This window comes from Phytohabitans maris, assembly GCF_031085175.1.
In the GTDB taxonomy this organism is placed as follows: domain Bacteria; phylum Actinomycetota; class Actinomycetes; order Mycobacteriales; family Micromonosporaceae; genus Phytohabitans; species Phytohabitans maris.
Genome location: NZ_JAVHUY010000008.1, coordinates 215,145 through 238,419, shown reverse-complemented (window position 1 = coordinate 238,419; position 23,275 = coordinate 215,145). Strand labels below are relative to the sequence as shown.

Sequence of the window (23,275 nt, the reverse complement as noted above, 5' to 3'; positions counted from 1 at the left end):
GGCGGGGGCTGTCCCGGCGGCGCTTCGGGCCGGCCGTGGTCGCCGTGCTGGTCGCCCTGGCCGACCTCGCCGCGGTCGGGACCGGCGCCGCGGCGTTCCACTATGGAGTGTGGAGCGGCGCGGCCGAGAACGGCGGCGTCGCGACTGCCTCGCGTACGGCGCGGCGGCCGGCGCCACCCACCTGAGCAGCGCCCTCCTCGACCTGGGCATAGGCGACCGCGAGCTGGTCTCGTCGTCGTACGGCGGCACGTGGCACCGCGTCCGCGTCCGGTCTGGCCACCGAGCGCACCGTGACCGGCGAGGTGCTCTGGCCGCAGGTGTGGCTCTCCGAGGCGCGGGGCGACGACGGGCCGGCCCTGGCTGCACTACCTGGCCGTGGACGACGGCACCGGCGACCGGACCACCGCCGGGGGGCTGCCCAGCGAGTGGGCGGACCGGTGCCGCGACGGCGACACCGTCACGATCCGGGTACGGCCGTGGAGTCGCCGGGTCGTGGACCTCACCGTCGCCGGCCGGGTGCGTGGCGCGCCGCTCGGGCGGCCCGGCTGAGGGATGCGCTTTCGCCGATCTGGTCCCTGGACGCCCACATCTGCGTCCAGAATGCCAGATATGCGAGATAGATCTTTGATGATCGTTTCCATCGCGCTAGTCCTGCTCCTCCCCGCCTGCGGTGACGACGACGAGAACGACGCGGCCGGCCCGGCGACGCCCACGGTGTCCCCGTCGCCGGCGCGGCCCACGACGCTGACCGTGGCGGCGGCCGGCGACCTCTTCGTGCAGCCGGAGCTCGTCGCGCAGGCCCAGGCCGACGCGCGGGCGGCCGGCGAGCCCGGGTACGACTTCGGGCCGATCATGGCGGCGATCGTGCCGGCCATCCAGGCCGCGGACGTCGCCGTCTGCCACGTCGAGCAGCCGCTCGGGCCGGAGCGGGGGCCGTTCACCGGCTTCCCGATCTTCAACTCGCCGGTGCAGCTCGCCGACGCGGCCGCGCGCACCGGCTTCGACACCTGCTCCACCGCCTCCAACCACACGCTCGACTACGGCCCGGCCGGCGTCACCCGCACCCTCGACCACCTCGACCGGGTGAGGCTGCGGCACACCGGCTCGGCCCGCTCGGCCAAGGAGGCCGCCACCCCGAACGTCTTCGACGTGCGCGGGGTCACGGTGGCGCAGCTGTCGTACACGTTCAGCTTCAACGGCATCGACCGCCCACCGGGGCAGGCCTGGATCGCCAACCTGATCGACCCGAAGGCCATCCTCGCCGAGGCGAAACGGGCCCGGGCCGCCGGCGCGGAGATCGTCATCGTCTCCCTGCACTGGGGCACCGAGTACCAGAACGAGGCCGACGTCGGCCAGGTCGGGCTCGCCGGCCAACTGCTGGCCAGCCCGGACGTCGACCTGATCATCGGGATGCACGCCCACGTGGTGCAGCCGTTCGAGAAGATCGGCGACAAGTGGGTCGCCTACGGCCTCGGCAACCTGCTGGTCCGCTTCCAGGACGGCTCCCCGGAGAACACCGCCGACTCGGTCCTGCCCACCTTCACGTTCGCCGAGGTGGCACCGCGCAGCTGGCGGGTGACCGGCGTCGAGGTACGGCCGATCTTCATGGACTACCACCCGAAGGCCCGCCTGGTCGACCTCGCCACGGCCCGGACCGGCGGCGGCCCCCGCGCGGCCGACTACGGCCGCATCCACAAGCGGATCAGCGGGTACGTGAACATGCGCGGCGCCGCCTCCGCCGGCCTCCACATCGCCGACCGCCCCGCCACCGACTAGCCGACCTTCGGGTCACGGGTGATCGAGGCTCCCGTCAAGTTGCTAGAACGACTTGACGGGAGCCTCGATCACCGGGGTGCGGCGGCCCGGCGGCCGGGTGTGCCCAGGCTGGACAGGGCCTCCTATGGTGATCGCCGTGACCGACGGGAGCGCCTTCACGGACTGGTTGGTGTCCGACAACTGGCAGGACTACCGGCAGCAGCGGGCCATCCGCGAGCTGGGTGACGAGGTCTCCTCGCTGAGCTCCTCGCTCTACAGCCAGCAGCGGGAGAGCAGCCGGCTCCGTTCCGAGCTGAGCAAGCTGCAGGGCTCGGTGGAGATGCGGCTGGACCGGCTCACCCGCGCGTTCGACGCGTTCGTGGAGCTGAGCGACCTGCGGATGACGCTGGCCATGTTCGACCCGCCGGCGCTGGTGCGGCACCGCACCCGCCAGGTGATCGCCGCCGTCAGCCAGGGCGAGCGGCCGCCGCCGGCGGACTTCGCCGACGTGCCCGGCTACTGGCTCGCCCCGGCCACCACCGCGCTCGTCGCGCTGCTCGGCGCCGCGGACGCGACGTTTCCCCACGGCGAGGCGCCTCCCGGCGGCGGGCGCGCCGCGACGCTTCCGCGCGACGAGCACGGCACGGCCCTTCCCCTCGACGCGACGCTTCCGCGCGGCGAGCGCGACGAGCACGACGGGGTGCGGAGCGCGCCGCCGGGCGGCGGGGACGCGGACGCGGCGCTCGCCCTCGCCGTCGAGCGGGACCCGGTGCGGACCGCGCTGCTGCTCACGCTCACCGCCGCGGTCGACGGCCGCGCCGACCTGGGCGCGCGGTGGCTGCCGGAGGCGCTCGGCCCGCTCCCCGTCGAGGGTCCGGTCAGCCGCGCCGTCCGTACACTGTGGACCGAGGCGGCGCTGGGCCGGTTCGGGGCGCAGGGGCGGGCGCTGCTGGACCAGCGGCTGGCCGCGCTGGTCGACGCCCTCGACCCGGAGCGGGAGAAGGCGGCGGCCGAGGCGTGGCGGGCCCGGATCGACGCGCTGCCCGGCATCGTCCCTCGGCCACAGTCCATCCTGGAGCCGGTCGCGGACGCCGAGGCCGCGCTCGCCGCCGGCGCCCGGCTGGCCGTGCTGCGCGAGCTCTGCGCCCGGCCGCCGGCCGAGCCCGCGCCCGCCGACGCCGACCCGCTCGCCGGGCTGCTGCGGGCCCTGGTGGACGAGGGGTCGGCCGAGGAGGCGCCGCTGCTGGGCCGGGCGGCCGAGCTGCGCGCGGTGATCGAGGGCAGGCAGTACACGGCGGACGAGCAGTGGGCCGCCCCGGCCGGCACCGCGCTGGAGCTGCTGCTGGCCGACGCGTTCACGCCGGACGGCACGCCGCTGGCCCGGGCCGCCCGCACGGCCGGCGCCCGCTGGCTGCTGACCGGCGCGGAGCGGCTGGCCGGCGACGCCGCCACCGACCCGCCCCGCGCGGCGACCACCTCCGTGGAGCACCTGCCGGTCCGGGTCCACGCCGGCGCCCCGCCGGAGGGCCTCGACGCGGTGCAGGCCAGGATCGACGCGCGGTACACCGACGAACCGGTCCCCACCAAGGCCACGGTCGCCCTGGCCGCTGGCGGCGCGCTGCTCTGCCTGTCGCTGATCGGCTGGCCGAACGCCCTCGCGGTGATCGCCACGCTCGCCGGCGCCGGGCTGCTGCTCGCCGCCGCCGTCCGCTGGCGCGGGGAGGCCCAGCGCCGCACCGACCGCCACGAACGGCACGCCGCCGCCCTGGCCGGCGCGCGGGAGCGGGCCGAGCGGGCCACCGGCGAGCTCGACGGCCTGCGCGACCGCCTGGCCGCCGCCGCCAAGCGCGCCACCGACGACCTGGCCGCGGTCAAGTCGTCGCTCACCGCTCCGTAGCCGGCGCCTCCACCCACACGGCCTCCCGGACCGGCGCCCACCGCGCCCGGTAGAGGGCCAGCAGCGCGGTGACCGCGGCGATCGAGCCGCCCAGGACCGCCAGGAACACACCGGCGAACGCCAGCTTCGACCCGGTCGACGCCTCGTCGCCGATCCGGTCGGCCTGGGAGAGCAGGACGAGCAGCGGCGCGACCACGACCGCCGGCACCAGCAGCCAGCAGAACGCGTACGTCCGCGCGACCTCCGCCGCGCGCGGCCGCGACTCGCCCTCGATCCGGTGGCGCCGGGCGGCGCGGTCCTCCCGCAGGTAGTACCGGGAGACCGGGACGATGGGCAGGCCGAAGGCGACCACCCAGCAGGTGGCGAAGTGGCCACCGCCCCGGTCCGTCCGGGTGTGGCCCTTCAGCTCGCGCCCGAAGCCGTTCCGGCTCGAGGTCGGGCGCGGGTGAACGGTCGGCCACACAGCGTCAGGCATGGCAGGAATCGTATCGGCGCGCACGCGCTCACGGCCGCGGTGCGACGATGCTCGCGTGATCAAGGTACTGCCCGGTCTGGCGTGGATCCGCGGCTACCGGCGCGCGTGGCTCCGCGGCGACCTGCTGGCCGGGGCGACCGTGGCCGCCTACCTGGTACCGCAGGTGATGGCGTACGCGGGGCTGGCCGGGCTGCCGCCGGTCACCGGGCTGTGGGCGACCCTCGTGCCGCTCGCCGTGTACGCGCTGCTCGGCTCGTCCCGGCACCTGTCGATCGGGCCCGAGTCGACGACCGCGCTGATGACCGCGACCGCCGTGGCGCCCCTCGCGGCCGGCGACCCCGGGCGGTACGCGACGCTCGCCGCCGCCCTCGCCGTGGTCGTCGGCGGGCTGGCCCTGGTCGCGTACGCCGCCCGGCTGGGTTTCCTCGCCGACCTGCTCTCCCGGCCGATCCTCGTCGGGTACATGGCCGGTGTCGCGCTCATCATGATGGCCGGGCAGCTCGGCAAGCTGACCGGCGTCTCCGTGGAGGGTGCCACGTTCTTCGGCCAGGTCGTCTCGTTCGCCCGCGGGATGGGCGGCGCGCAGGCGGGGACGCTGCTCTTCGCGGTCGTCGTGCTGGCCTTCCTCTTCGTCGTCCAGTGGCGGCGGCCCGGACTGCCCGGGCCGTTGCTGGCCGTGCTGCTCGCCACCGCCGCGGTCGCCCTCTTCGACCTGGAGGCGCACGGGATCGGCGTCGTCGGGGCGGTGCCGGCCGGGCTGCCCACGCCGGTCCTGCCCGACCTCCACGACCTCTCCGGCCTGGTGCTGCCCGCGGTCGGCGTGCTCGTCGTCGGGTACACCGACACCGTGCTCACCGCCCGCTCGTTCGCCGACCGGGACGGCTACCGGATCGACGCCAACCAGGAGCTGCTCGCCCTCGGCACGGCCAACGTCGGCGCCGGGCTGCTGCGCGGCTTTCCGATCAGCAGCAGCGGGAGCCGCACCGCGCTGGGCGCCGCCGCCGGCAGCCGCACCCAGGCGTACTCGCTCGTCGCCCTGGTCACCGTCGTCGGCGTGCTGCTCCTGCTCGGCCCGCTGCTGGAGCGCTTTCCCACCGCCGCGCTCGGCGCGATCATCGTGTACGCCGCCGTCCGCCTCATCGACGTGCACGGCTTCCGCCGCCTGGCCGCCTTCCGCCGCACCGAACTCGCCCTCGCGCTGGCCGCCTGCGCCGGTGTGCTGCTCTTCGACATCCTTTACGGCATCCTCGTCGCCGTCGGCCTCTCGGTCGCCGAGACGCTACACCGGGTGGCCCGCCCGCACGACGCGGTGCAGGGCTTCGTACCGGGCCTGGCCGGCATGCACGACGTCGACGACTATCCACAAGCGACGACCGTGCCGGGCCTGGTCGTCTACCGCTACGACTCCCCGCTCTTCTTCGCCAACGCCGACGACTTCCGCCGCCGCGCGCTCGCCGCCGTCCACGGCCAGGACCGGAAGGTCGCCTGGTTCGTGCTCAACGCCGAGGCCAACGTCGAGGTCGACAGCACCGCCCTGGACGCGATGGAGCAGCTCCGCGCCGAACTGGCCGAGCGGGGCATCGTCTTCGCGCTCGCCCGCGTCAAGCAGGACCTCCGCGACGACCTGGACCGGTTCGGCCTGACCGCCGCGATCGGCGCGGAGCGCATCTTCCCCACCCTGCCCACCGCCGTCGAGGCCTACCAGGAGTGGCGCCGGCACCGCGCCTAAAGAGCTTTCGGACTCGGGGTGGCGGTCTGGGAGGGCGGGGTACGTCGCGGCCGGGGGTATCAGTCCAGGTGCCGGGTGAAGAACCGCACCGTGCTGTCCAGCTCGAACGCCGGGATCTCCGCGTGCTTGCCGGGGTTGGCGTGCAGCGTCTTCTCGGCCGAGCCGAAGGCGTCGAACAGCGCCAGGCTCTGGGCGCGCGGCACCCGTTCGTCGTCCCACTGCACCAGGAACTCCACCGGAACGGTGACCCGGGCGGCGTCCTCGGCCGACGCCAGCGCCCCGCCCAGGCCCAGCACCGCCGCGCGGACCCGGGACTCGGCGGCGACGAACGGAACGCCGAGCCCGCAGCCCAGCGACACACCCCAGTAGCCGACCGGGCCGGCGCCGACGTGGTCGAGGCCCTGGACCGCGTCCAGGACCGCCTGCCATTCCGGTACGGTCCGGCGGGCCACGAGCGCCTGGAAGGAAGCGATCAGCGGAGCCAACTCCTCGCCGGCGTCCACGCGCTCCTGGTTTTCGGTCGCGATCCGGTCGTACTCCTCGTCCCTGGGCCGGTCGCCGTGGTTGGGGACGTCGACGGCCGCCACCGCGAAGCCGCACTCGGTCACGAAGCGGCGCGCGCGGGCCACCATGCCAGGGGCCTTCTTGTGCTGCCCGCCGCCGTGTCCCATCAGGATCAGCGGACGGCTGTCGGTGGCCCCGTCCGGCGTCCACAGCACGCCGGGAATCTCGCCGAGGGCGAAGAGCTGTTCGCGGACGCCGCCGGACGACGTCTGGGAGGTGAAGCGCATAGCGTCGAGCCTTTCGGGATGCCTTTTGCGGGCGCTCCCTAGGCCATGCGAGGGAGGGAGCCCCGACCTGTCACAGCGTTGATCGGTCTCACCTCCTCGGTCGCGGCCACACACGGCGACGCCGAACCTATCACGAAGGCCCACCCATCGACTCGCCGAGCACCCGCCGCATGGTCTGCCAGTACAGGCTCGGGTCGTCGCCCGCGGCCGCGTACGCGGTGGTCAGCTCCAGCGCGGCCGGCAGCACGGCGGCGATCGCCGCCTCCGGACCGGTGGGCGTCACCCGGCGGGCGTGCCGGCCACGGCGGCGGCGTACCGGGCGGCGACGTCGGGCCAGTTGACGACCTCCCACATCGCCTTGACGAAGTCCGGCCGCACATTGCGGTACTGCAAGTAGTACGCGTGCTCCCAGGCGTCGAACGCCAGCAGCGGCACCGACCCGACGCCCACGTTGCCGTGGTGGTCGTAGACCTGCTCCACGATCAGCCGCCGCGACGCCGGCTCGTACGACAGCACACCCCACCCGGAGCCCTGCACCAGCGTGGTGGCGGCGGACATCTGGCCGTGGAACGCCTCGAACGAACCGAAGTGCTCCACGATCGCCTCGGCCAGCTCGCCGTCGGGCCGTTCGCCGCCGTCCGGCGACATGTTCTGCCAGTACAGGGTGTGCAACACGTGCCCGGAGACGTTGAAGGCGAGGGTCTTCTCCAGCCCCACGATCGAGCTGAAGTCGCCCTTGTCCCGCGCCTCGGCGAGCCGGTCGAGGGTGTCGTTGGCCCCCTTGACGTAGGCGGCGTGGTGCTTGTCGTGATGCAGCTCCAGGATCTGACCGTTGATGTGCGGCTCCAACGCCGCGTAGTCGTACGGCAGATCGGGCAGCGAATACACGCTCACGGCGCGGGTTACCTCGATTCGATCGGGAGGGCCTGGCCAGAAACCATCGGCAGTCGCCGCCTGGCTCCATGTGCGCCATCCTACGGCACTGTTGCCTATCAGGTGCAACAACCAGAGATTGGCAGAAAGTGGAGGCACCGAACCTGTCGATACAAACTTGAACGCTTCCAGATAAGTGTTACGTTGATCGGGTGACCGCGGACTTCGAGGCGCAGCTGCGGGCGGTCTCCCTGCGGGTGACCCGGCCGCGGTTGGCGGTGCTCGCCGCCCTGCGCGATCACCCGCACGTCGACACCGACACGGTGATCGCGCTGGTGCGGTCCGACCACCCGACCGTCTCCCACCAGGCGGTCTACGACGTGCTGCGTGCCCTCACCGACGCCGGCCTGGTGCGGCGCATCCAGCCCGCCGGAGCGACCGCCCGCTACGAGTCCCGCACCGGGGACAACCACCACCATGTCGTGTGCCGCTCCTGCGGCGCCATCGCCGACGTCGACTGCGCCGCCGGTCACGCCCCTTGCCTCGTCGCCTCGGACGATCAGGGCTTCGTGGTCGACGAGGCGGAGGTCGTCTACTGGGGCACCTGCCCCGACTGCGCGGCCGGACGCACGCCCACCTGATTCGCGAGTTCGGAAGGAAGCTGATGAGCGAGACCCAGGACAACGCCCCGTCGAGCGCGCAGGGAGTCGGCCAGAAGGCGGCGGCCGGGTACCCGGTCGCGCCGGACTCGGTGACCGCGCACGGCAGCGAGAGTGAAAACCCGGCGATCGACTCGCCGACCCCGAAGACCGGCGGCCGCCCGCACACCAACCGGGACTGGTGGCCCAACCAGATCGACATCTCGGTGCTGCACGCCCAGTCGCCCAAGGGCAACCCGCTGGGCGCGGGCTTCCGCTACGCCGAGGAGTTCGCCAAGCTCGACGTCGAGGCCCTCAAGCGGGACATCGTCGAGGTGCTCACCACGTCCCAGGACTGGTGGCCGGCCGACTTCGGCCACTACGGCGGCCTGATGATCCGGATGAGCTGGCACGCCGCGGGCACCTACCGCATCCACGACGGTCGTGGCGGCGCCGGCGACGGCGGGCAGCGGTTCGCCCCGCTCAACAGCTGGCCGGACAATGCCAACCTCGACAAGGCGCGCCGCCTGCTGTGGCCGGTCAAGCAGAGGTACGGTCAGCGGATCTCCTGGGCCGACCTGCTCGTGCTCGCCGGCAACGTGGCCCTGGAGTCGATGGGCTTCAAGACCTTCGGCTTCGGCTTCGGCCGCGAGGACGTCTGGGAGCCCGAGGAGATCTTCTGGGGACCGGAGGACACCTGGCTCGGTGACGAGCGCTACGTCTCCGACCGGGAGATGACGCCCGGCGTCGGCGCGACCGAGATGGGCCTCATCTACGTCAACCCCGAAGGCCCGCGCGGCAACGCCGACCCGCGGGCCGCGGCCCACTTCATCCGCGAGACCTTCGCCCGGATGGCGATGAACGACGAGGAGACGGTCGCGCTCATCGCCGGCGGTCACACGTTCGGCAAGACCCACGGCGCCGGCACCGCCGACAACCACGTCGGCCCGGAGCCCGAGGCCGCCCCGATCGAGGCGCAGGGCCTGGGGTGGCTGAGCACCCACGGCACCGGCAAGGGCGCCGACACGATCACCAGCGGCCTCGAGGTGACCTGGACCGACCGGCCGACGCGGTGGAGCAACCGGTTCTTCGAGATCCTCTTCGGGTACGAGTGGGAGCTGACCACCAGCCCCGGCGGCGCGAAGCAGTGGGTCGCCAAGGACGCCGAGGCGATCATCCCGGACCCCTACGACCCGTCGCGGAAGCACCGGCCGACGATGCTCACCACCGACCTGTCGCTGCGCGTCGACCCCGAGTACGAGAGGATCTCGCGCCGCTTCCTGGAGCACCCCGAGGAGTTCGCGCTGGCCTTCGCCAAGGCCTGGTACAAGCTGCTGCACCGCGACATGGGCCCGGTCAGCCGGTTCCTCGGACCGTGGGTCCCCGAACCCCAGCTGTGGCAGGACCCGGTGCCGGCCGTCGACCACGCGCTCGTGGGCGACGCCGACGTCGCCGCCCTCAAAGCGAAGGTCCTGGAGTCCGGCCTGAGCACCGCAGAGCTGGTCTCCACCGCTTGGGCCTCCGCCGCCAGCTTCCGCTCCACCGACAAGCGCGGCGGCGCCAACGGTGCCCGGATCCGCCTGGAGCCGCAGCGCGGCTGGGAGGTCAACCAGCCCGACCAGCTCGCGAAGGTCCTGGACACCCTCGCGGGCATCCAGCGGGAGTTCAACGACGCCGGCGGCGCGAAGATCTCCCTCGCCGACCTCATCGTCCTGGCCGGTTCGGCCGCCGTCGAGAAGGCGGCGCGCGACGCCGGCTCCGAGGTGACGGTGCCGTTCCGCCCGGGCCGCACCGACGCCACCCAGGAGCAGACCGACGTCGAGTCGTTCCGCGTGCTCGAACCGCGCGCCGACGGGTTCCGCAACTACCTGCGTCCGGGCGAGAAGACCCCGCCGGAGGTGCTGCTCGTCGACCGGGCCTACATGCTCGACCTGACCGCGCCCGAGATGACCGTCCTCGTCGGCGGCCTGCGCGGTCTCGGGGCCAACGTCGGCGGCAGCCGCGACGGCGTCCTCACCGACCGGCCCGGCGTGCTCACCAACGACTTCTTCGTCAACCTGCTCTCCCCCGGCACCCGGTGGACGGCGTCGACGTCGCGGGAGCACGGGTACGAGATCCGCGACTCGGCCACGGACGAGCTGAAGTGGACGGCCACGGCGGTCGACCTCGTCTTCGGCTCCAACTCCCAGCTACGGGCCCTCGCCGAGGTGTACGCCAGCCACGACGCCCGCGACAAGTTCGTGACCGACTTCGTCGCGGCCTGGACCAAGGTCATGGAGCTCGACCGGTTCGACCTCGCCTGATCCCGCTCCAGCCGCCGAGCCCGGTCGATCCACAAGCGATCGACCGGGCTCTTCCATCGACCAGCGGCGGCGCCCGCGGTGCCCAGGACGCTAAGCGGCCGCGGCGGTGGCGATGGGCGCGGGCTTGAAGCCGTTGACCACGAGGTAGACGCCGAGGGAGACCTCCCACAGCGCGATCGGGACGGTCAGCAGCGCGGACGCCGGCGAGACCTGGTCCCAGAGGCCGAACATCGTGGCGGCGGCGGAGGTGACCAGCAGCGGCACACCGGCGAGCCCGAGCAGGGGAAGGACCCGCGGCACGAGGCGGGACCGGTACAGCGCGGTGCCCAGGAGCAGGGCGTTCACGGCGGGGAGGAAGCCCTGTCCGAGGAGGAACGTCCAGTCCCGCAGGGCGATCAGTGCCTGGCCGGTGACCAGCCCTTCCGGTCCGACGCCGGCCTGCCGCAGGGTCACCACCGACATCAACGTCACGATGCCGGCGACGATGGTGGCGGCCTCCAGGACCCGTACGCCGACGAAGCCCAACGCGAGGCCTTCGTCGTGTCGCTTGAGCACCGGATAGAGCACGACGGCCGTGCCGATGCAGGCGAGGGCCACGATCATCTCCAGGACGCCGCCCCAGATCACGCCGGTGTCCGGGCCCGGGCCGGCGATGTAGTCCGGTTCGCGCACCGGACCGTAGAGGGCGAGGGTGGGGATCGAGGCGAAGGTGAGCAGGTAGAGCACGCCCGCGACGAGCGCGGTCCTACGCAGGGGGGTCATCGGAACTCCGTTCGGTCGTGCCGGGCTCATGCCGACCCGTCGCGGGTCGCGCCGGCGGGTTCGTCCGCGTACGGGGGCGGGCTCGGCCGCCGCGGTGCCCGTACTCCCTTGAACAGCAGCCATCCGCCGCCGATCACCTCGAAGAAGAAGGCCGGTAGGTAATGAACCATCACTCCCCCGGCACTGTTCTCGGCGCCGGATACGATGACGGCGAGGTTGCCTACCGCCATCACGACGTATGCGAAGACACCCCACGCGGCAAGTGCGCGGGGCACATAGTTCGACGTGAACAGCAGATAGGCGAAGACACCGTTTCCGAGCGCGAGGAATATCAGCCCGAGGTTGAAGCCGGCGGTATGCGCGCCCACGTACGTGTTCGCCAATTCCTGGAGCTGGTCCCCGTTGAGCGCCCGCAGGTCGCCGGAACCACTGAGGACCGACGACGCCATGAGAAAGCTGAGCCCGTTCATGGCCATGATGGTCGACTGCGCCGTCCTCCACAGCAGTGCGAGCATGGCGAGGCCCGGACTCACCGGCCTGAGCAACACGTAGAAGGCGACGGCCATCACGATGTCGCCGGCGAAGATGAGGATGTCGGCGGCGATGCCGATCCGAAACAGCTGTTCGGACGCCACGATGTTGTGCGCCGTCGCCGCGACGTCGTCGACCACGATGATGTGCGAGGGGACATAAGCCTGGGAAAAGAACGCGGCCGCCATCAGGAGCAGCAAAACGAATCCCGCGACCCGCGCCGCCGTACGTTGGGATTTGTCGATCGCCATGACACGAGCATGCGGCGAGGGCGGTGGCGGCACATCGGAACATGGGCCCGAGCGGAGCCGGCCCATAGTAGGGGAAGGAGACCGTACTTCCAGCGCTTGGTCTGGTCGGGCCGCGGCCGCGCGGTGCGCGTCACCAGCGGGTACGGATGTTCCAGCGGGTGCGGTACACCGGCCGCCCGCAGTGTGGGACGAAGGCGATCGCCATCATCCCGGCGGTCATGACCGCGGCGACCGCGATCGCCGGCAGCCCTCGGGCCATCGGGCCGGCGACTGACAGGACGACGACGCCGATGGGCAGCCGCCACAGCATCGCCCGTAACACCACCAGTGCGTACGCCGCGCGGCCGGCGAGGAACACCACCGGCCCGGCGACCACGACGGCGAGTGCCGCCGGATGGGCCGGGCCGCTGGGATCTCGGGCGACGATGTCACCGCCGGCCGCGACGAGGACCACGCCGGCCACCATCACCAGATGCGCGTACGCCGCGACCAGCCCGATCCGGCCGGGATTGGTGGCCTCGTCGATTCCGATGGCGAGATGGCTGGCGACGTAGACGATGTAGGTCCGCCACATCGTCACGGTCAGGACGAACAGCAGGACCACCCCCGCGGTCCGCAGCGACACGAATGGCGGGTCTCCGTACAGCCGGACCCCGACCAGGATGATCTCGCCCAGGGTGACGATGAACATCTGCCGGTAGCGTTCTGACAGGTGCTCGCCCCCGACCCGCAGCTCCTCGGCGCTCGACCGACCCAGCCGGGGCAGCGGATAGCCGAAGAGGCCGACCGCGAAGTCCGTCGTGACCGCCACCGCCCAGAGCACCAGCCTCGCCGGGCCGGGCAGGAACGCGCCGACCAGCCACAGCACGCCGGTCAGGCAGAACCAGACGAGCACGCGCATGGGCCGCCTGCGCAGCGCGTGCCCCCGCAGGGCGGCGACGAGGATGAGCCCGCGATAGAGATGCAGGCCCACGTACGCGGCGGCGAAGGCGAACCCGTTGGGCCCCTCGAAGGCGCTGCTGACGGCCAGCGACATCAGCAGTCCGCCGAACATGACACCGAGCACGATCAACTGGACCAGCGGCAGGCCCGGGTCGTACCAGTTGGTGGTGTACGCGGTCACCGTCCAGACCCACCAGATCGCGGCGAGCAGGACCACGGTCTCCAGCGCGTGGTTCCAGCCGAGATCGCCGGTCAGCCGACTGGACAGCCGGGTGAGGGCGACGATGAGGCCCAGGTCGAAGAGGAGTTCCAGGTAGGAGATCCGGCGTGGATCGCCGCGACCGCGCAGGACCCACCCCGACCGCGCCCGCGCCACGGCCGCCGGTTTCCCGCGACAAACCCGTCCAAACCCCCGCCGGAGGTGCCGTCGGCCGCGCGGCCGGTCAGTCCGGGTCCGTCGTTGCCGTGCACGGGACGCGGGCCTGGTGGTCGCCGGCCGCCATGGAACGCCTCGACCAGCCGCCCGCGGGGCCTTCCCACTAAACCCATAGATTCAATAGACTATGTGGCCATGGGAAGATCAGCGCGTCGCCGCCGTCTCCAGGCCGCTCTCGGCGCCCTCCTGATCGCCGCCGCGGGTGTGCTCGCCGGATGTGGCGACGACGCCTCCGGTGGCGAGGCGGCCCCGCTGCGCGTCGGCTACCAGCGTTACGGCAGCTTGAGCCTGCTCAAGGCCCGCAACGAGGCGCCCGGCGTGACCTGGTCGCTGTTCGAGAGCGGGCCGGCCCTCACCGAGGCGCTCAAGGCGGGGTCGATCGACATCGGCGAGACCGGCGAGGCGCCGCCCATCTTCGCCGCCGCCGGCAAGATCCAGTTCAAGATCGTGGCGACCTCGGACGAGGTGCCGCAGGGCGAGGCCGTGCTGGTCAAGGAGAGCAGCGGGTTCACGACCTTCGCCGACCTCAAGGGCCGGACGGTCGCGTTGAACAAGGGCTCCAACGTGCACTGGCTGCTGGTCAAGCTGCTGCGGGCCAACAACATGACCCTGGCGGACATCACCGTCAAGTACCTCAAGCCCGCCGAGGGGCGGCCCGCCTTCGACTCCGGGCAGGTCGACGCCTGGGTCATCTGGGACCCGTACTTCGCCCTGGCCGAGCGGCCCGGCGTCAAGATACTCGCCGACGCGACCGGGCTGGCCGGCAACCGCGAGTACATCCTCGCCGCGCCCGAAGCCGTCGAGAAGAAGGCCGACCAGGTGCGTGACCTGCTCACCAGGCTCGACACCACCACCGAGTGGGGCATCGCGAACCCCGACGAGCGGGCCCGCGTCCTCGCGCCGGAGCTGAAGATCCCCGAGGACGTGGCCAAGCGCTCCCTGGACCGCAGCGCCAAGCCGCTCGCCCCGGTCACGCCGGCCATCGGCGACGAGCTGCAGGCGATCGCCGACGGCTTCGCCGAGCTGAAGCTCATCCCCGAGCCGATCGACATCAAGGCCCGCGTCGACACCCGGTTCACCGAGGTCTTCACATGACGACCGCGGTGACCCCACGCCCCCCGGCCACCACCCGGAAGGCGCCCGCGCGGGCACCCAGGACGGCCCGGCGCTGGCGGTGGCAGCGCGCCGCCACGCCCGTCGCGCTGGTCGCGCTCTGGGAGATCTCCTCGCGTACCGGCGTGCTGCCCGAGGAGAAGCTCTCCCCGCCCAGCCAGGTGTTGCGCACCGGCTGGCGGCTCGCCGCGGACGGCACGCTCGCCACCCACCTGCTCGACTCGCTGACCCGCGCCGGCGCCGGCCTCGCCATCGGCGCCGGCCTGGCGCTGGTGCTCGGCTCGGTCGCCGGCCTGCTGCGGATCGGCGACGACCTGGTGGACCCGCCGGTGCAGATGGCCCGGATGCTGCCCCACCTCGCGCTGGTACCGCTGCTGATCATCTGGGTCGGCATCGGCGAGGAGCTGAAGATCACGCTGGTGAGCCTGGGCGTCTTCTTCCCGATGTACTTCAACCTCTACGCCGGCATCCGCGACATCGACGAGCGGCTCGTCGAGGCCGCACGCACCTGCGGGCTCGGCGCGCTGGCCCGGATCCGCCACGTCATCCTGCCCGGCGCGCTGCCGTCGCTCTTCCTCGGCCTGCGCCTGGCGACCGGCGCCGCGTGGCTGAGCCTGGTGGTCGGCGAGACGGTCGCCACGCAGAGCGGCATCGGCTTCCTGATGATGGAGGCCCGCGAGTTCAGCCAGACCGACGTGGTGCTCGTGGGTCTGTTCGTCTACGCCCTGCTCGGCCTGCTCTCCGACCTCGTACTCCGGATCGCGGAAAGGAGGGCGCTGACATGGCGACGCGGCCTGCGGGCGACGTAGTCACCGCCACCGCGGTGCGGCGCGCCTTCGGGGAGACGGCGGTCCTGGACGGCGTCGACCTCACGATCGGCGCCGGCGAGGTGGTCGCCCTGCTCGGCGGCAGCGGCTCGGGCAAGACCACCCTGCTGCGGATACTCGCCGGCCTCGACCCGGACGCGACCGGTGACTGGCGGGTGCGCGGCAGCCTGGCGGTCGTCTTCCAGGAGCACCGCCTGCTGCCGTGGAAGCGGGTCTCCGACAACGTGGCGCTCGGTGTGGCCGGCCCGGACGTGCGGCGCCGCACCGCCGCGGCGCTGGCCGAGGTGGGCCTGGCCGGCCGCGAGCGGGCCTGGCCGGCCGAGCTGTCCGGCGGGCAGTCCCAGCGGGTCGCGGTCGCCCGCGCGCTCGTCCGCGAACCGGACCTGCTGCTGCTCGACGAGCCCTTCGGCAGCCTGGACGCGCTGACCCGGCTGCGGATGCAGGCGCTGTTCGGGCGGCTGCGCGCCGAGCACGGCTTCGCCGCGCTGCTCGTGACCCACGACGTCGAGGAGGCGCTGCTGCTCGCCGACCGGACCCTCGTCCTGGACGGCGGCCGGATCGTCGACGACGCGCCGGTGCCGCTGGCCCACCCGAGGGCGCCGGACGACCCCGGCTTCGGCACGCTGCGCCGGCACCTGCTCGACCGCCTCGGCGTACCGGCCGCCGCCTAGCACTGCCGCGTCAGTGGCGTGACAGGGCCGTGACTGGCGGCGCGCCGACTCTTGCGGGCGGTGGTGTCGCTCGCCCTCACCCCACTGGACAACCTCGTCTTCGACACGTTCTTCACGTGGATCCCCTTCGAGGGTGCGGGCGGCAGCGCCACCACCTACCTCGACGGGTACGCACACTCGCGCCTGGTCGTCACGATGCTGATCTGCCTTCCGCTGACCGGGTTCGCCCTCCCCCTCGTCGAGGAGCTCTACTTCCGCGGATTCCTCCTCCCCCGCATCTCCCACCTGCGCTGGAGGGCGCCCGTGCTCAACACGGTGCTGTTCTCGGTGTACCACTTCTGGGCGCCGTGGACGGTACTGTCGAAGGTGATCTTCATGTTTCCGGCGGTCTGGCTGGTCTGGCGCAAGCACGACATCCGGCTGTCGATCGGCATGCACGCCGGCACCGCCCTGCTCATGGCCACGATCGGCACCATCGCCCTGATCCTCGGCCTCGTGCCGTAACGCTCGAAGGCGCACGGCGCGCCGTCCACGGTGGACGGCGCGCCGGCGTCAGCCGGGCTGGAGCCGGCCGAACCGGCTGCGGTGGAAGACCAGCGGCGACGGGTCGCTCAGCCCGGCGGGGCGGACCGCGTGCAGGCGCAGCAGGACGATCGTGTGGTCGCCGGCGGGTACCTCGCGGTAGATGGTGGTGTCGAAATGGGCGAGTCCGTCGTCGAGGGTGACCGCCCCCTCGGCCGTCGCGGTGACGGTCAGTCCGTCGAACCGCTGGCTGACGGCGCCGGCCAGCTGGCGGGCCACGGTGGAGTGGTGGTCGGCCAGGATCGTGACCCCCAGATGCGCCGCGCGCCGCAGGTCCGGCCAGGTCTTCGACGCGTTGGCGATGGAGAACGACACCAGTGGCGGGTCGAGGCTCACCGACGTGAACGAGCTGGCGGCCAGGCCGACGGGCGCGCCGTCGACGAGGGCGGCGACCGCGACCACCCCGCTGGGGAAGATGCCGAACACCTCGCGCAGCCGGTGGGGGTCGAGGTCCTGGTTGGTACGCAGGGTGGTCACGTGGCCGCCTCCTCCCGGATCCGTAGGAAGGCCGCGACGACCGGCCCGGTGGCCGCCAGCCAGTCGGCGTAGGCGGCGGGGTCGTCGTGCTGCCGGTCGATCACGAACAGGCCGCGCCCGGGGACCGTCGCGCCGATCTCGGTGAGCACGGGTCGCAGCGTGAGCTCCGCGGCCAGGTGATGGTGCGGTGCCGCGCCGAGCAGCAGCGGCACGGCCAGGCCGCGCAGGCCCGTACCGCCGGCGAACCGGTCGAGGAAGAGCTTGAGCAGGCCGGTGTAGGTGCCCTTGTAGGTCGGGCTGGCCACCACGACCAGGTCCGCCGCGCCGACCTCGGCCACCAGGTGGGCCACGCCCGGGTCGTCCCAGTCCAGCAGCGCCGGGCCCAGGGTGGCCAGGTCGACGGTGAGGTCCGGCTCGCGCCCGGCGAGCTGCCGGGCGACGTACGCCGCGGCCGCGAGGGTGCGGCTGGCCGGCCGGGGGTTGCCGACCACGACCGCGATCCGCGCGCTCATCGCGCCACCGCCGGGGCCGGCGCGCCGAAGGGTACGGCCGGGGCCAACCGGCGGCCGGGGGCCGGATGGCGCCAGAGCCCGCGGCGGGACAGCTCGGGCAGCACCCCTTCGCCGAACCGGTACGCCTCCTCCAGGTGCGGGTAGCCGGAGAGCACGAACTCGGTGATGCCCGCGTCGACGTACTGCTCGATCAGGTCGGCGACCTGCTGGTGGCTGCCGACGAGCGCGGTGCCGGCGCCGCCGCGGACCAGCCCGACACCGGCCCACAGGTTCGGGTGGATCTCCAGCCCGTCCTTGGTACCGCCGTTGAGGGCGAGCATCCGGCGCTGGCCTTCGGACTCGCTGCGCCGCAGGCCGGCCTGGACCTGGCGGATCTGGTCCTCGGAGATGCCGGCCAGCAGCCGGTCGGCCTCGGCCCAGGCCTGCTCCGCGCTGTCCCGGGCGATGGTGTGCACCCGCAGCCCGAAGGCGACGCTCCGGCCCCGCCGCTCGGCGAGTTCGCGCACGCGGCGTACCTTCTCCGCGACGGCGGCCGGCGGTTCGCCCCAGGTGAGGTAGACGTCGACGTGCCGGGCCGCCACGTCGAGGGCCGCCGGCGACGACCCTCCGAAGTAGACGAGCGGGACCGGGTCGGGCAGTTGGGAGAGGACCGCGTCGGCGAGGCGGAAATGGTGGCCCTCGACGTCGACGGGCTTGCCGGACCACAACGCGCGGACGATGTCGAGGAACTCCCCGGTGCGCTCGTAGCGGGCGTCCTTGTCCAGGAAGTCGCCGTACATCCGCTGCTCGTGGCTCTCTCCCCCGGTGACCACGTTGAGCAGCAGCCGGCCGCCGGACAGGTTCTGGAAGGTACCGGCCATCTGGGCGGCCAGGAACGGCGAGACGAGCCCGGGCCGGAACGCGACGAGGAACTTCAACCGCTCGGAGACGCCGCTCAGCATCGCGGTGGTGATCCAGGCGTCCTCGCACCAGGCGCCGGTCGGGGTCAGGGCCGCTTCGAAACCGAGCTGCTCGGCCGAGCGGGCGATCTGCCCGAGGTACGCGACGGAGGCGGGGCGCCCGCCCGAGCCGGCGGGTGTGCCGTGGCCGCCGCCGACGATCTGCCGGCCGTCGCCGCCGTTCGTGGGGAGGAACCAGTGGAACTTCAGGTCGGTCATGGCTCACACCTGTCCGTGGTTGGGGGGCGGGGTGCCGTCGGCGGCCCAGCGGCCGAGGTGCTGGACCTTCCACGCGGCGGGGTCGTGGAGGGTGTGGGTGCGCGCGTTGCGCCAGTGCCGGTCGAGGCCGAGCCCGCCGGCGGCCGACCGGGTGCCGGCCACCTCGAAGAGCCGGCCGCTCGCTTCGAGGGCCGCGTGTGTGGTGGCCGCCCGGGCGGCGCAGACGGCGAGGGAGGCGTGCGCCGCGGCGGACGCGGTCAGGTCGGCGTTGGCCGCGTCGACGGCCCGGGCCGCCTCGGCCAGCAGTGCCTCGGCCGCCCGCACCGACAGCTCGATCTGGCCGAGGGCGTGCACCACGAGGGGATCGTCGGCGGCTCGCTCCACCTGCGCGTCCGGGTACGGCCGGCTCTTCTCGCGGACGAACGCGGCCGCGTCGGTCAGGGCCGCGCGGGCGATGCCGGCGTCGATCGCCGCGTGCAGCGCCTGCGCGTACGCGCCGTAGGTCTGCGGCCCGTCGAAGGTGACCGCGTACGGCGTGACGAGGTCGTCGGGTACGGCCACGTCGGTCAGCACCACCGAGCCGCTGGCGGTGGTGCGCTGGCCCAGTGCGTTCCAGTCGTCGACGACCTCGACGCCCTCGGCGTGCCGGTCCACCCAGGCGACGTGCAGCGGGCCGCCGTCGCCCCGGTGGGCCAGCACCGGGATCCGGTGGGCCAGCAGCGCGCCGGTGGCGTAGAACTTGCGGCCGTTGAGCCGCCAGTGTCCCGGGCCGTCGGCGGTCAGCGTGGTCCTGACGTCGCGCCCGTGCCGGGTGTTCGCCTCCGACTGGGCGTTGCCGAAGCGGCGGCCGGCCAGCACCTCGCCGAAGAGCAGCTTCCGCTGGGCGTCGGTGCCGCGCAGGCGCAGCTGGTTGACGTAGACGAAGTGGCTGTGCGGGATCTGGCCGATGTTGGGGTCGCCGGTCGAGAGCAGCCGGAACACCTCGACGACGGTCGCCACCGGCAGGTCGGCGCCGCCGAACCGCGCCGGGACGGTGATCGCCAGCAGCCCCGACTCGCTGAGCTGGTCCAGCTCGACCAGCGGCAGGACGCGTTTGGTGTCGCGGTCGGCGGCGTCCCGGGCGAAGGTGGCGGCGAGGTCGGCGGCGACCGCGACCGCCTCGGCCGGCCCGAGCACGGGTACGCCGCTCACGCCGACCCCAGCCGCGGCACCGCGGTGAGCAGCCGCCGCGTGTACGGGTGCCGGGGCCGTTCGAAGACGTCGGCGGCGGTGCCCTCCTCGACCACCTTGCCATCCTTCATGACCAGGATCCGGTCGCTCATGTGGTGGATCACCCCCAGGTCGTGGGATATGAACAGGTAGCTCACGCCGAGCTCGTCCTGCAGGTCGGTGAGCAGGTCGAGCACCTGGGCTCGGGGTCGAAGACGCGCCACCGGCCCTTCGACCTGGAACCACCGTCCTTTGTGGTGGATCGGACGGATCTTGGCCGGGTCGGCGAAGACCTTGCCGTCCCGGTCGGCGAGGATCGCGTCGTCGTCCCACGAGCCTTCCCAGAGCTTGTAGAGCACGTCGAGGTACTCGTCGGCCATCAGGTGCTTCGTCACCGCGGCCATCGCCGGTACCACCGACGCGGGGTCGTTGTCGGGGATCCGCAGCCCCTCCCGGATCGCGGTCGCCGCCGACCCGCGGAAGAGGATGAGGCGTTTCTTGGCGGTCACGGGCAGGTGCTCCAGGCGTTCACGGGCGCCACTCCAGGCTTGACGGGCGCCACTGCGGGCGTTGACGGGACTGCTCCGGGGGTTGACGGGCACTGCTCCGGGCGTCGACGGGCGCGCGGAGGCGCCGCGGTAGCGGGCAGTGGGTGTGCGGAGCCGCGCGCGGGCGGACCGGCCCGCGTCAGCTCACCGACAGCTGGCGGTGCGCCGGAGGTCGACGTGCCGACGGCAGACGAGACCCGGCTCGATCATCGGCACCTCCTCGCACGTCACGGGCCGAACCGGCCACAGGGTCGGGGTGATCGGCAGATCGGGCTGATCGGCAGACCAGGGTGATCGACAGATTCCCTATAAGCACTATAGGCTTAGTAGGTAATTGTCGCGCAAGCCGTCTCGTGGAAGGTGTTGCCGATCACCCGGACGCCAGACCCGATCACCCACGGGAGTGCGCCATGCGCATAGAGCAGCTCGAGTACCTCGCCGCCGTGACCCGCTACGGCTCGCTGCGCCGGGCCAGCGAGCAGCTGCACGTCTCCCAGCCGGCCATCAGCGAGGCCATCCGCAAGCTCGAACGGGAGCTCGGGGTGACCCTGCTCGACCGGCACCGCTCCGGCGCGCGGATCAGCCTCGCCGGCCGCGAGCTGCTCCAGCCGATCGTCGACGTACTGGAGTCGGTCGACCGGCTCAAGGCCGCCGCCGGCGACCAGCTGGCCACCCGGCGGTTGCTGCGCATCGGCACCGTCAACGCGGGCACCGCCTCGCTCGTGCTACCCGCCGTGCGCGCCTTCCAGGCCGGAAACGGCCGCGCCGCCGTCGAGATCCGCAACCTGCAACAGGACGAGATCCAGGTGTCGCTGGCCGAAGGCACCCTGGATCTCGGCCTGGTCAACCTGCTCGACGGCGACGACGTACCACCCGACCTCGAACCCACTCCCCTGCTCGTGGGCCGCCCCGCGGCCGTCCTGCCGGCCGGGCACCGCTTGGCCGCCCAGGCGACCATCTCGGCCGACGACCTACGCGCGGAACGCTTCGTCGCGATGCGCTCCGGCTACCTCATGTACCGCTTCGCCCACCGGCTCTTCGGCTCCGACCTGCCCGCCGCGTGGCACTCCACCGACGGCGCCGAGATGGGCAAGATGATGGTCGCCGAAGGCATCGGCCTCACCGTCCTGCCCGACTACAGCGTGCTCGGCGACCCGCTCGAACGGGCCGGGCTGATCGTCACCCGGCCACTGGCCGGCGACAGCACCGTCGTCACCATGACCGCACTGCACCGCCGCCAGGCGCGGGTGCTGCCCGCCGTACTCCAGGTGCTGCGACACCTGCGCGAGCACGCCCGACAGCCGCTGCCCGCCCGTACGGCGTGACGGCCCGCGGCGGGTTACCGCTGGCAGGAGATGGTGAGCTGGGCCCGGAAGACGTGCCCGAAGTTCGGGTCGTTGAAGGTCTCGAAAATGGCCGGCGTACCGACGATCGCGCACTCGCCGTAGAAGCCGACGGACTGCGCGGTGATCTGCGCGTCCCAGAAGGCGCTCTGGACGGCGACCTCCGCGGTCGGACCGCGGCCGCCGCCGTCGAACAGCGGGCTCGCGGCCGCCGGTGCCGCCGCCAGGGCGACCAACGCCGCGGCGCCCGCCACCACGCCAAGACCCGCACCGACGCGACGACCCACGTTTACTCTCATCGATCCACACCTTTCCGATAACCGACAGATACCCGCTGTCGCGAGGAACGCGACAAGGATCATGGTCGCCCGGGGCGGTCAAGGATCTGTCAAGATCGCAGATGGCGGCGCCCGCGGGCCGCCGTCGATCCGGCGGCGGTCATGGCGAGGCCGGACGGCGCGGCAGTGGGCGATGTCGGGGACCTTGCCCACTGCGAGCGGTCGCGATGGCCCCGCGCAACGGTCCGGACCACGACGAACGTCGCGGTAGCCCATCCCTTGGAATGCTTCACCGGCGAGTGCCGCCGCGTTCGTCCCTTTCGGCCAGGCGCTGAGCTTGCCCGTCGTGCACATCGCTCACCCACTCCCAGCCGGGCTTGGCCGATGGGCCGATCCGCGGGTCACTGGGGACCTCGCCCTCGCGCAAGGCGAGCACGTACGCCCGATCCCGCTCGATCCGCGCGGGTACCTGATCAGCCGCGCCGACCGACCCGTGGCCGGGGACGAGGACGTCGACCTCGCCCGCCACGGCCTCCAGCAGCCGCAGCGCCGCGAGGTAGTCCTCGATCGGGTCGGCGGTGTCGTTCAGGTCGAGCATCGGAACCAGGACGTCGGAGAGCATGTCGCCGGCGACGAGGACGCCGCGATCCTCGACGAACAGCGCCGCATGGCCCGGTGCGTGCGCTTGATGCTCGATGATCCGGACCCCAGGGCCGTCCCAGGGAATCCGCGCCGTCCCGGCGGGCAGGGCGGTGACGAGGCCGTACAGGTCCAGCGGCACCTGATCGGCGATCTCCGTTTCGGCCAGGTGCTCTGTGATGCGGGCCTTGGCACCCGGGTCGGACAGCTCGTCGCGGACAGCGGCCGCGCAGCGGGCGGTGCCGTACCGGGGGGCCGCGCCGAGCTCGGCGTGCCAGAGGAGGTGATCCCAGTCCGGATGCGTCGAGAAGCCGGCCACGACGGTCTGGCCCGCACGGGACAGGTCGTTCGCGAGGCAGGCCATCTCGTGCTCCCGGACCCCGGGGTCGACGAGCAACACGCCGGCGCGGCCCTGCACGACGACGGCGTTGCTCTGGACGAACTCGCTCTGGTGGACCAGCACACCGTCCGCGACCCGGGTCAGCACGGGCTCGCCTCCTTCACGTCGCGGATGGCGTAACGGTGCGTCGTGCCGC

The 23,275-nt window shown here is 72.8% G+C and carries 26 protein-coding genes; 12 read left to right on the top strand and 14 right to left on the bottom strand.

From position 1 onward, the window contains the following. The first annotated feature begins 44 nt into the window (after positions 1-44). The 4 genes from RB614_RS11090 (at position 45) to RB614_RS11075 (ending at position 3,652) form a co-directional block, all read left to right on the top strand. Complete coding sequence (locus RB614_RS11090; RefSeq protein WP_308712331.1) at positions 45-185, top strand: hypothetical protein; 141 nt, start codon at positions 45-47, stop codon at positions 183-185. A gap of 190 nt (positions 186-375) precedes the next feature. Then, complete coding sequence (locus RB614_RS11085) at positions 376-549, top strand: hypothetical protein (RefSeq protein WP_308712330.1); 174 nt, start codon at positions 376-378, stop codon at positions 547-549. Positions 550-627: 78 nt separating this feature from the next. Next, entirely contained in the window at positions 628-1,776 is a 1,149-nt protein-coding gene (locus RB614_RS11080; RefSeq protein WP_308712329.1) for a CapA family protein, read from the top strand. A gap of 136 nt (positions 1,777-1,912) precedes the next feature. Beyond that, positions 1,913-3,652, top strand: coding sequence for a hypothetical protein (locus RB614_RS11075; RefSeq protein WP_308712328.1), 1,740 nt, complete (start codon positions 1,913-1,915; stop codon positions 3,650-3,652). On the opposite strand, the gene RB614_RS11070 is transcribed toward RB614_RS11075, so the two are convergent. After that, complete coding sequence (locus tag RB614_RS11070; RefSeq protein ID WP_308712327.1) at positions 3,639-4,127, bottom strand: hypothetical protein; 489 nt, start codon at positions 4,125-4,127, stop codon at positions 3,639-3,641. The genes RB614_RS11075 and RB614_RS11070 overlap by 14 nt on opposite strands. A 55-nt stretch (positions 4,128-4,182) precedes the next feature. Here RB614_RS11070 and sulP point away from each other — a divergent pair, with 55 nt between their 5' ends. Next, positions 4,183-5,856, top strand: a complete 1,674-nt coding sequence (sulP, locus tag RB614_RS11065; RefSeq protein ID WP_308712326.1) for a sulfate permease — start codon at positions 4,183-4,185, stop codon at positions 5,854-5,856. A 59-nt stretch (positions 5,857-5,915) separates the two neighbouring features. Here the strand turns inward: sulP and RB614_RS11060 are convergent, their stop codons facing one another. The 3 genes from RB614_RS11060 to RB614_RS11050 form a co-directional block, all read right to left on the bottom strand. Further along, positions 5,916-6,647 (bottom strand): dienelactone hydrolase family protein, encoded by a 732-nt coding sequence (locus RB614_RS11060; RefSeq protein WP_308712325.1) that lies wholly within the window; start codon positions 6,645-6,647, stop codon positions 5,916-5,918. 130 nt (positions 6,648-6,777) lie between these two features. Then, positions 6,778-6,930 (bottom strand): hypothetical protein, encoded by a 153-nt coding sequence (locus RB614_RS11055; RefSeq protein ID WP_308712324.1) that lies wholly within the window; start codon positions 6,928-6,930, stop codon positions 6,778-6,780. Then, a complete protein-coding gene (locus tag RB614_RS11050) occupies positions 6,927-7,541 on the bottom strand; it encodes a superoxide dismutase (protein ID WP_308712323.1) in 615 nt (204 codons plus the stop codon). Before RB614_RS11050 ends, RB614_RS11055 begins: the two co-directional genes overlap by 4 nt. Positions 7,542-7,732: 191 nt before the next feature. Between RB614_RS11050 and RB614_RS11045 the strand changes: the two genes are divergently transcribed. Both RB614_RS11045 and katG read left to right on the top strand, forming a co-directional pair. Continuing rightward, the gene (locus RB614_RS11045; RefSeq protein WP_308712322.1) at positions 7,733-8,161 is read left to right on the top strand and encodes a Fur family transcriptional regulator; all 429 of its coding nucleotides are present in this window, start codon (positions 7,733-7,735) and stop codon (positions 8,159-8,161) included. Between the two features lie 23 nt (positions 8,162-8,184). Beyond that, positions 8,185-10,461, top strand: a complete 2,277-nt coding sequence (gene katG / locus RB614_RS11040; protein WP_308712321.1) for a catalase/peroxidase HPI — start codon at positions 8,185-8,187, stop codon at positions 10,459-10,461. Between the two features lie 90 nt (positions 10,462-10,551). Here katG and RB614_RS11035 read toward each other — a convergent pair whose 3' ends face one another. The 3 genes from RB614_RS11035 to RB614_RS11025 form a co-directional block, all read right to left on the bottom strand. After that, complete coding sequence (locus tag RB614_RS11035) at positions 10,552-11,223, bottom strand: DUF4386 domain-containing protein (RefSeq protein WP_308712320.1); 672 nt, start codon at positions 11,221-11,223, stop codon at positions 10,552-10,554. A gap of 26 nt (positions 11,224-11,249) precedes the next feature. Further along, positions 11,250-12,005, bottom strand: coding sequence for a DUF4386 domain-containing protein (locus tag RB614_RS11030; RefSeq protein WP_308712319.1), 756 nt, complete (start codon positions 12,003-12,005; stop codon positions 11,250-11,252). 130 nt (positions 12,006-12,135) lie between these two features. Continuing rightward, on the bottom strand, positions 12,136-13,323 hold the full coding sequence (locus RB614_RS11025) for a low temperature requirement protein A (RefSeq protein ID WP_308712318.1): 1,188 nt from the start codon (positions 13,321-13,323) through the stop codon (positions 12,136-12,138). Positions 13,324-13,518: 195 nt separating this feature from the next. Here RB614_RS11025 and RB614_RS11020 point away from each other — a divergent pair, with 195 nt between their 5' ends. From RB614_RS11020 to RB614_RS11005, 4 genes are read left to right on the top strand one after another with little or no spacing between them, the layout of a single operon-like run. Beyond that, positions 13,519-14,478, top strand: coding sequence for an aliphatic sulfonate ABC transporter substrate-binding protein (locus tag RB614_RS11020; RefSeq protein WP_308712317.1), 960 nt, complete (start codon positions 13,519-13,521; stop codon positions 14,476-14,478). Then, the gene (locus tag RB614_RS11015; RefSeq protein ID WP_308712316.1) at positions 14,475-15,305 is read left to right on the top strand and encodes an ABC transporter permease; all 831 of its coding nucleotides are present in this window, start codon (positions 14,475-14,477) and stop codon (positions 15,303-15,305) included. The genes RB614_RS11020 and RB614_RS11015 overlap by 4 nt, the downstream gene beginning before the upstream one ends. Continuing rightward, positions 15,278-15,994: an ABC transporter ATP-binding protein gene (locus tag RB614_RS11010; protein ID WP_308712315.1), complete on the top strand. Its 717-nt coding sequence runs from the start codon at positions 15,278-15,280 to the stop codon at positions 15,992-15,994. The genes RB614_RS11015 and RB614_RS11010 overlap by 28 nt, the downstream gene beginning before the upstream one ends. 60 nt (positions 15,995-16,054) lie before the next feature. Beyond that, complete coding sequence (locus RB614_RS11005; RefSeq protein WP_308712314.1) at positions 16,055-16,498, top strand: CPBP family intramembrane glutamic endopeptidase; 444 nt, start codon at positions 16,055-16,057, stop codon at positions 16,496-16,498. 48 nt (positions 16,499-16,546) lie between these two features. Here RB614_RS11005 and RB614_RS11000 read toward each other — a convergent pair whose 3' ends face one another. Genes RB614_RS11000 through RB614_RS10980 form a run of 5 tightly spaced genes read right to left on the bottom strand, consistent with a single transcriptional unit; the run spans position 16,547 to position 20,440 of the window. Next, complete coding sequence (locus tag RB614_RS11000) at positions 16,547-17,053, bottom strand: flavin reductase family protein (RefSeq protein WP_308712313.1); 507 nt, start codon at positions 17,051-17,053, stop codon at positions 16,547-16,549. Next, positions 17,050-17,565, bottom strand: a complete 516-nt coding sequence (locus RB614_RS10995) for an NADPH-dependent FMN reductase (RefSeq protein WP_308712312.1) — start codon at positions 17,563-17,565, stop codon at positions 17,050-17,052. Before RB614_RS10995 ends, RB614_RS11000 begins: the two co-directional genes overlap by 4 nt. Continuing rightward, complete coding sequence (locus tag RB614_RS10990) at positions 17,562-18,722, bottom strand: LLM class flavin-dependent oxidoreductase (RefSeq protein WP_308712311.1); 1,161 nt, start codon at positions 18,720-18,722, stop codon at positions 17,562-17,564. Before RB614_RS10990 ends, RB614_RS10995 begins: the two co-directional genes overlap by 4 nt. A gap of 3 nt (positions 18,723-18,725) precedes the next feature. After that, complete coding sequence (locus tag RB614_RS10985; RefSeq protein WP_308712310.1) at positions 18,726-19,913, bottom strand: SfnB family sulfur acquisition oxidoreductase; 1,188 nt, start codon at positions 19,911-19,913, stop codon at positions 18,726-18,728. After that, positions 19,910-20,440 carry an ABC transporter ATP-binding protein gene (locus RB614_RS10980; RefSeq protein ID WP_308712309.1) on the bottom strand — a complete coding sequence of 177 codons (531 nt, stop codon included), beginning with the start codon at positions 20,438-20,440 and terminating at the stop codon, positions 19,910-19,912. The genes RB614_RS10985 and RB614_RS10980 overlap by 4 nt, the downstream gene beginning before the upstream one ends. Positions 20,441-20,889: 449 nt before the next feature. Between RB614_RS10980 and RB614_RS10975 the strand changes: the two genes are divergently transcribed. After that, positions 20,890-21,804 carry a LysR family transcriptional regulator gene (locus RB614_RS10975; protein ID WP_308712308.1) on the top strand — a complete coding sequence of 305 codons (915 nt, stop codon included), beginning with the start codon at positions 20,890-20,892 and terminating at the stop codon, positions 21,802-21,804. Between the two features lie 14 nt (positions 21,805-21,818). Here the strand turns inward: RB614_RS10975 and RB614_RS10970 are convergent, their stop codons facing one another. Further along, positions 21,819-22,121: a hypothetical protein gene (locus RB614_RS10970; RefSeq protein WP_308712307.1), complete on the bottom strand. Its 303-nt coding sequence runs from the start codon at positions 22,119-22,121 to the stop codon at positions 21,819-21,821. A 268-nt stretch (positions 22,122-22,389) separates the two neighbouring features. After that, positions 22,390-23,226 (bottom strand): MBL fold metallo-hydrolase, encoded by an 837-nt coding sequence (locus RB614_RS10965; protein WP_308712306.1) that lies wholly within the window; start codon positions 23,224-23,226, stop codon positions 22,390-22,392. Positions 23,227-23,275: the final 49 nt, after the last annotated feature.

What these genes read in the sequence shown, in the direction of transcription:
- RB614_RS11080 (WP_308712329.1), top strand. Translation starts at nt 628, where the DNA reads ATGATCGTTTCCATCGCGCTAGTCCTGCTCCTCCCCGCCTGCGGTGAC.
- RB614_RS11070 (WP_308712327.1), bottom strand. Translation starts at nt 4,127, where the DNA reads ATGCCTGACGCTGTGTGGCCGACCGTTCACCCGCGCCCGACCTCGAGC.
- RB614_RS11060 (WP_308712325.1), bottom strand. Translation starts at nt 6,647, where the DNA reads ATGCGCTTCACCTCCCAGACGTCGTCCGGCGGCGTCCGCGAACAGCTC.
- katG (WP_308712321.1), top strand. Translation starts at nt 8,185, where the DNA reads ATGAGCGAGACCCAGGACAACGCCCCGTCGAGCGCGCAGGGAGTCGGC.
- RB614_RS11035 (WP_308712320.1), bottom strand. Translation starts at nt 11,223, where the DNA reads ATGACCCCCCTGCGTAGGACCGCGCTCGTCGCGGGCGTGCTCTACCTG.
- RB614_RS11030 (WP_308712319.1), bottom strand. Translation starts at nt 12,005, where the DNA reads ATGGCGATCGACAAATCCCAACGTACGGCGGCGCGGGTCGCGGGATTC.
- RB614_RS11020 (WP_308712317.1), top strand. Translation starts at nt 13,519, where the DNA reads ATGGGAAGATCAGCGCGTCGCCGCCGTCTCCAGGCCGCTCTCGGCGCC.
- RB614_RS11015 (WP_308712316.1), top strand. Translation starts at nt 14,475, where the DNA reads ATGACGACCGCGGTGACCCCACGCCCCCCGGCCACCACCCGGAAGGCG.
- RB614_RS11010 (WP_308712315.1), top strand. Translation starts at nt 15,278, where the DNA reads ATGGCGACGCGGCCTGCGGGCGACGTAGTCACCGCCACCGCGGTGCGG.
- RB614_RS10995 (WP_308712312.1), bottom strand. Translation starts at nt 17,565, where the DNA reads ATGAGCGCGCGGATCGCGGTCGTGGTCGGCAACCCCCGGCCGGCCAGC.
- RB614_RS10990 (WP_308712311.1), bottom strand. Translation starts at nt 18,722, where the DNA reads ATGACCGACCTGAAGTTCCACTGGTTCCTCCCCACGAACGGCGGCGAC.
- RB614_RS10975 (WP_308712308.1), top strand. Translation starts at nt 20,890, where the DNA reads ATGCGCATAGAGCAGCTCGAGTACCTCGCCGCCGTGACCCGCTACGGC.
- RB614_RS10970 (WP_308712307.1), bottom strand. Translation starts at nt 22,121, where the DNA reads ATGAGAGTAAACGTGGGTCGTCGCGTCGGTGCGGGTCTTGGCGTGGTG.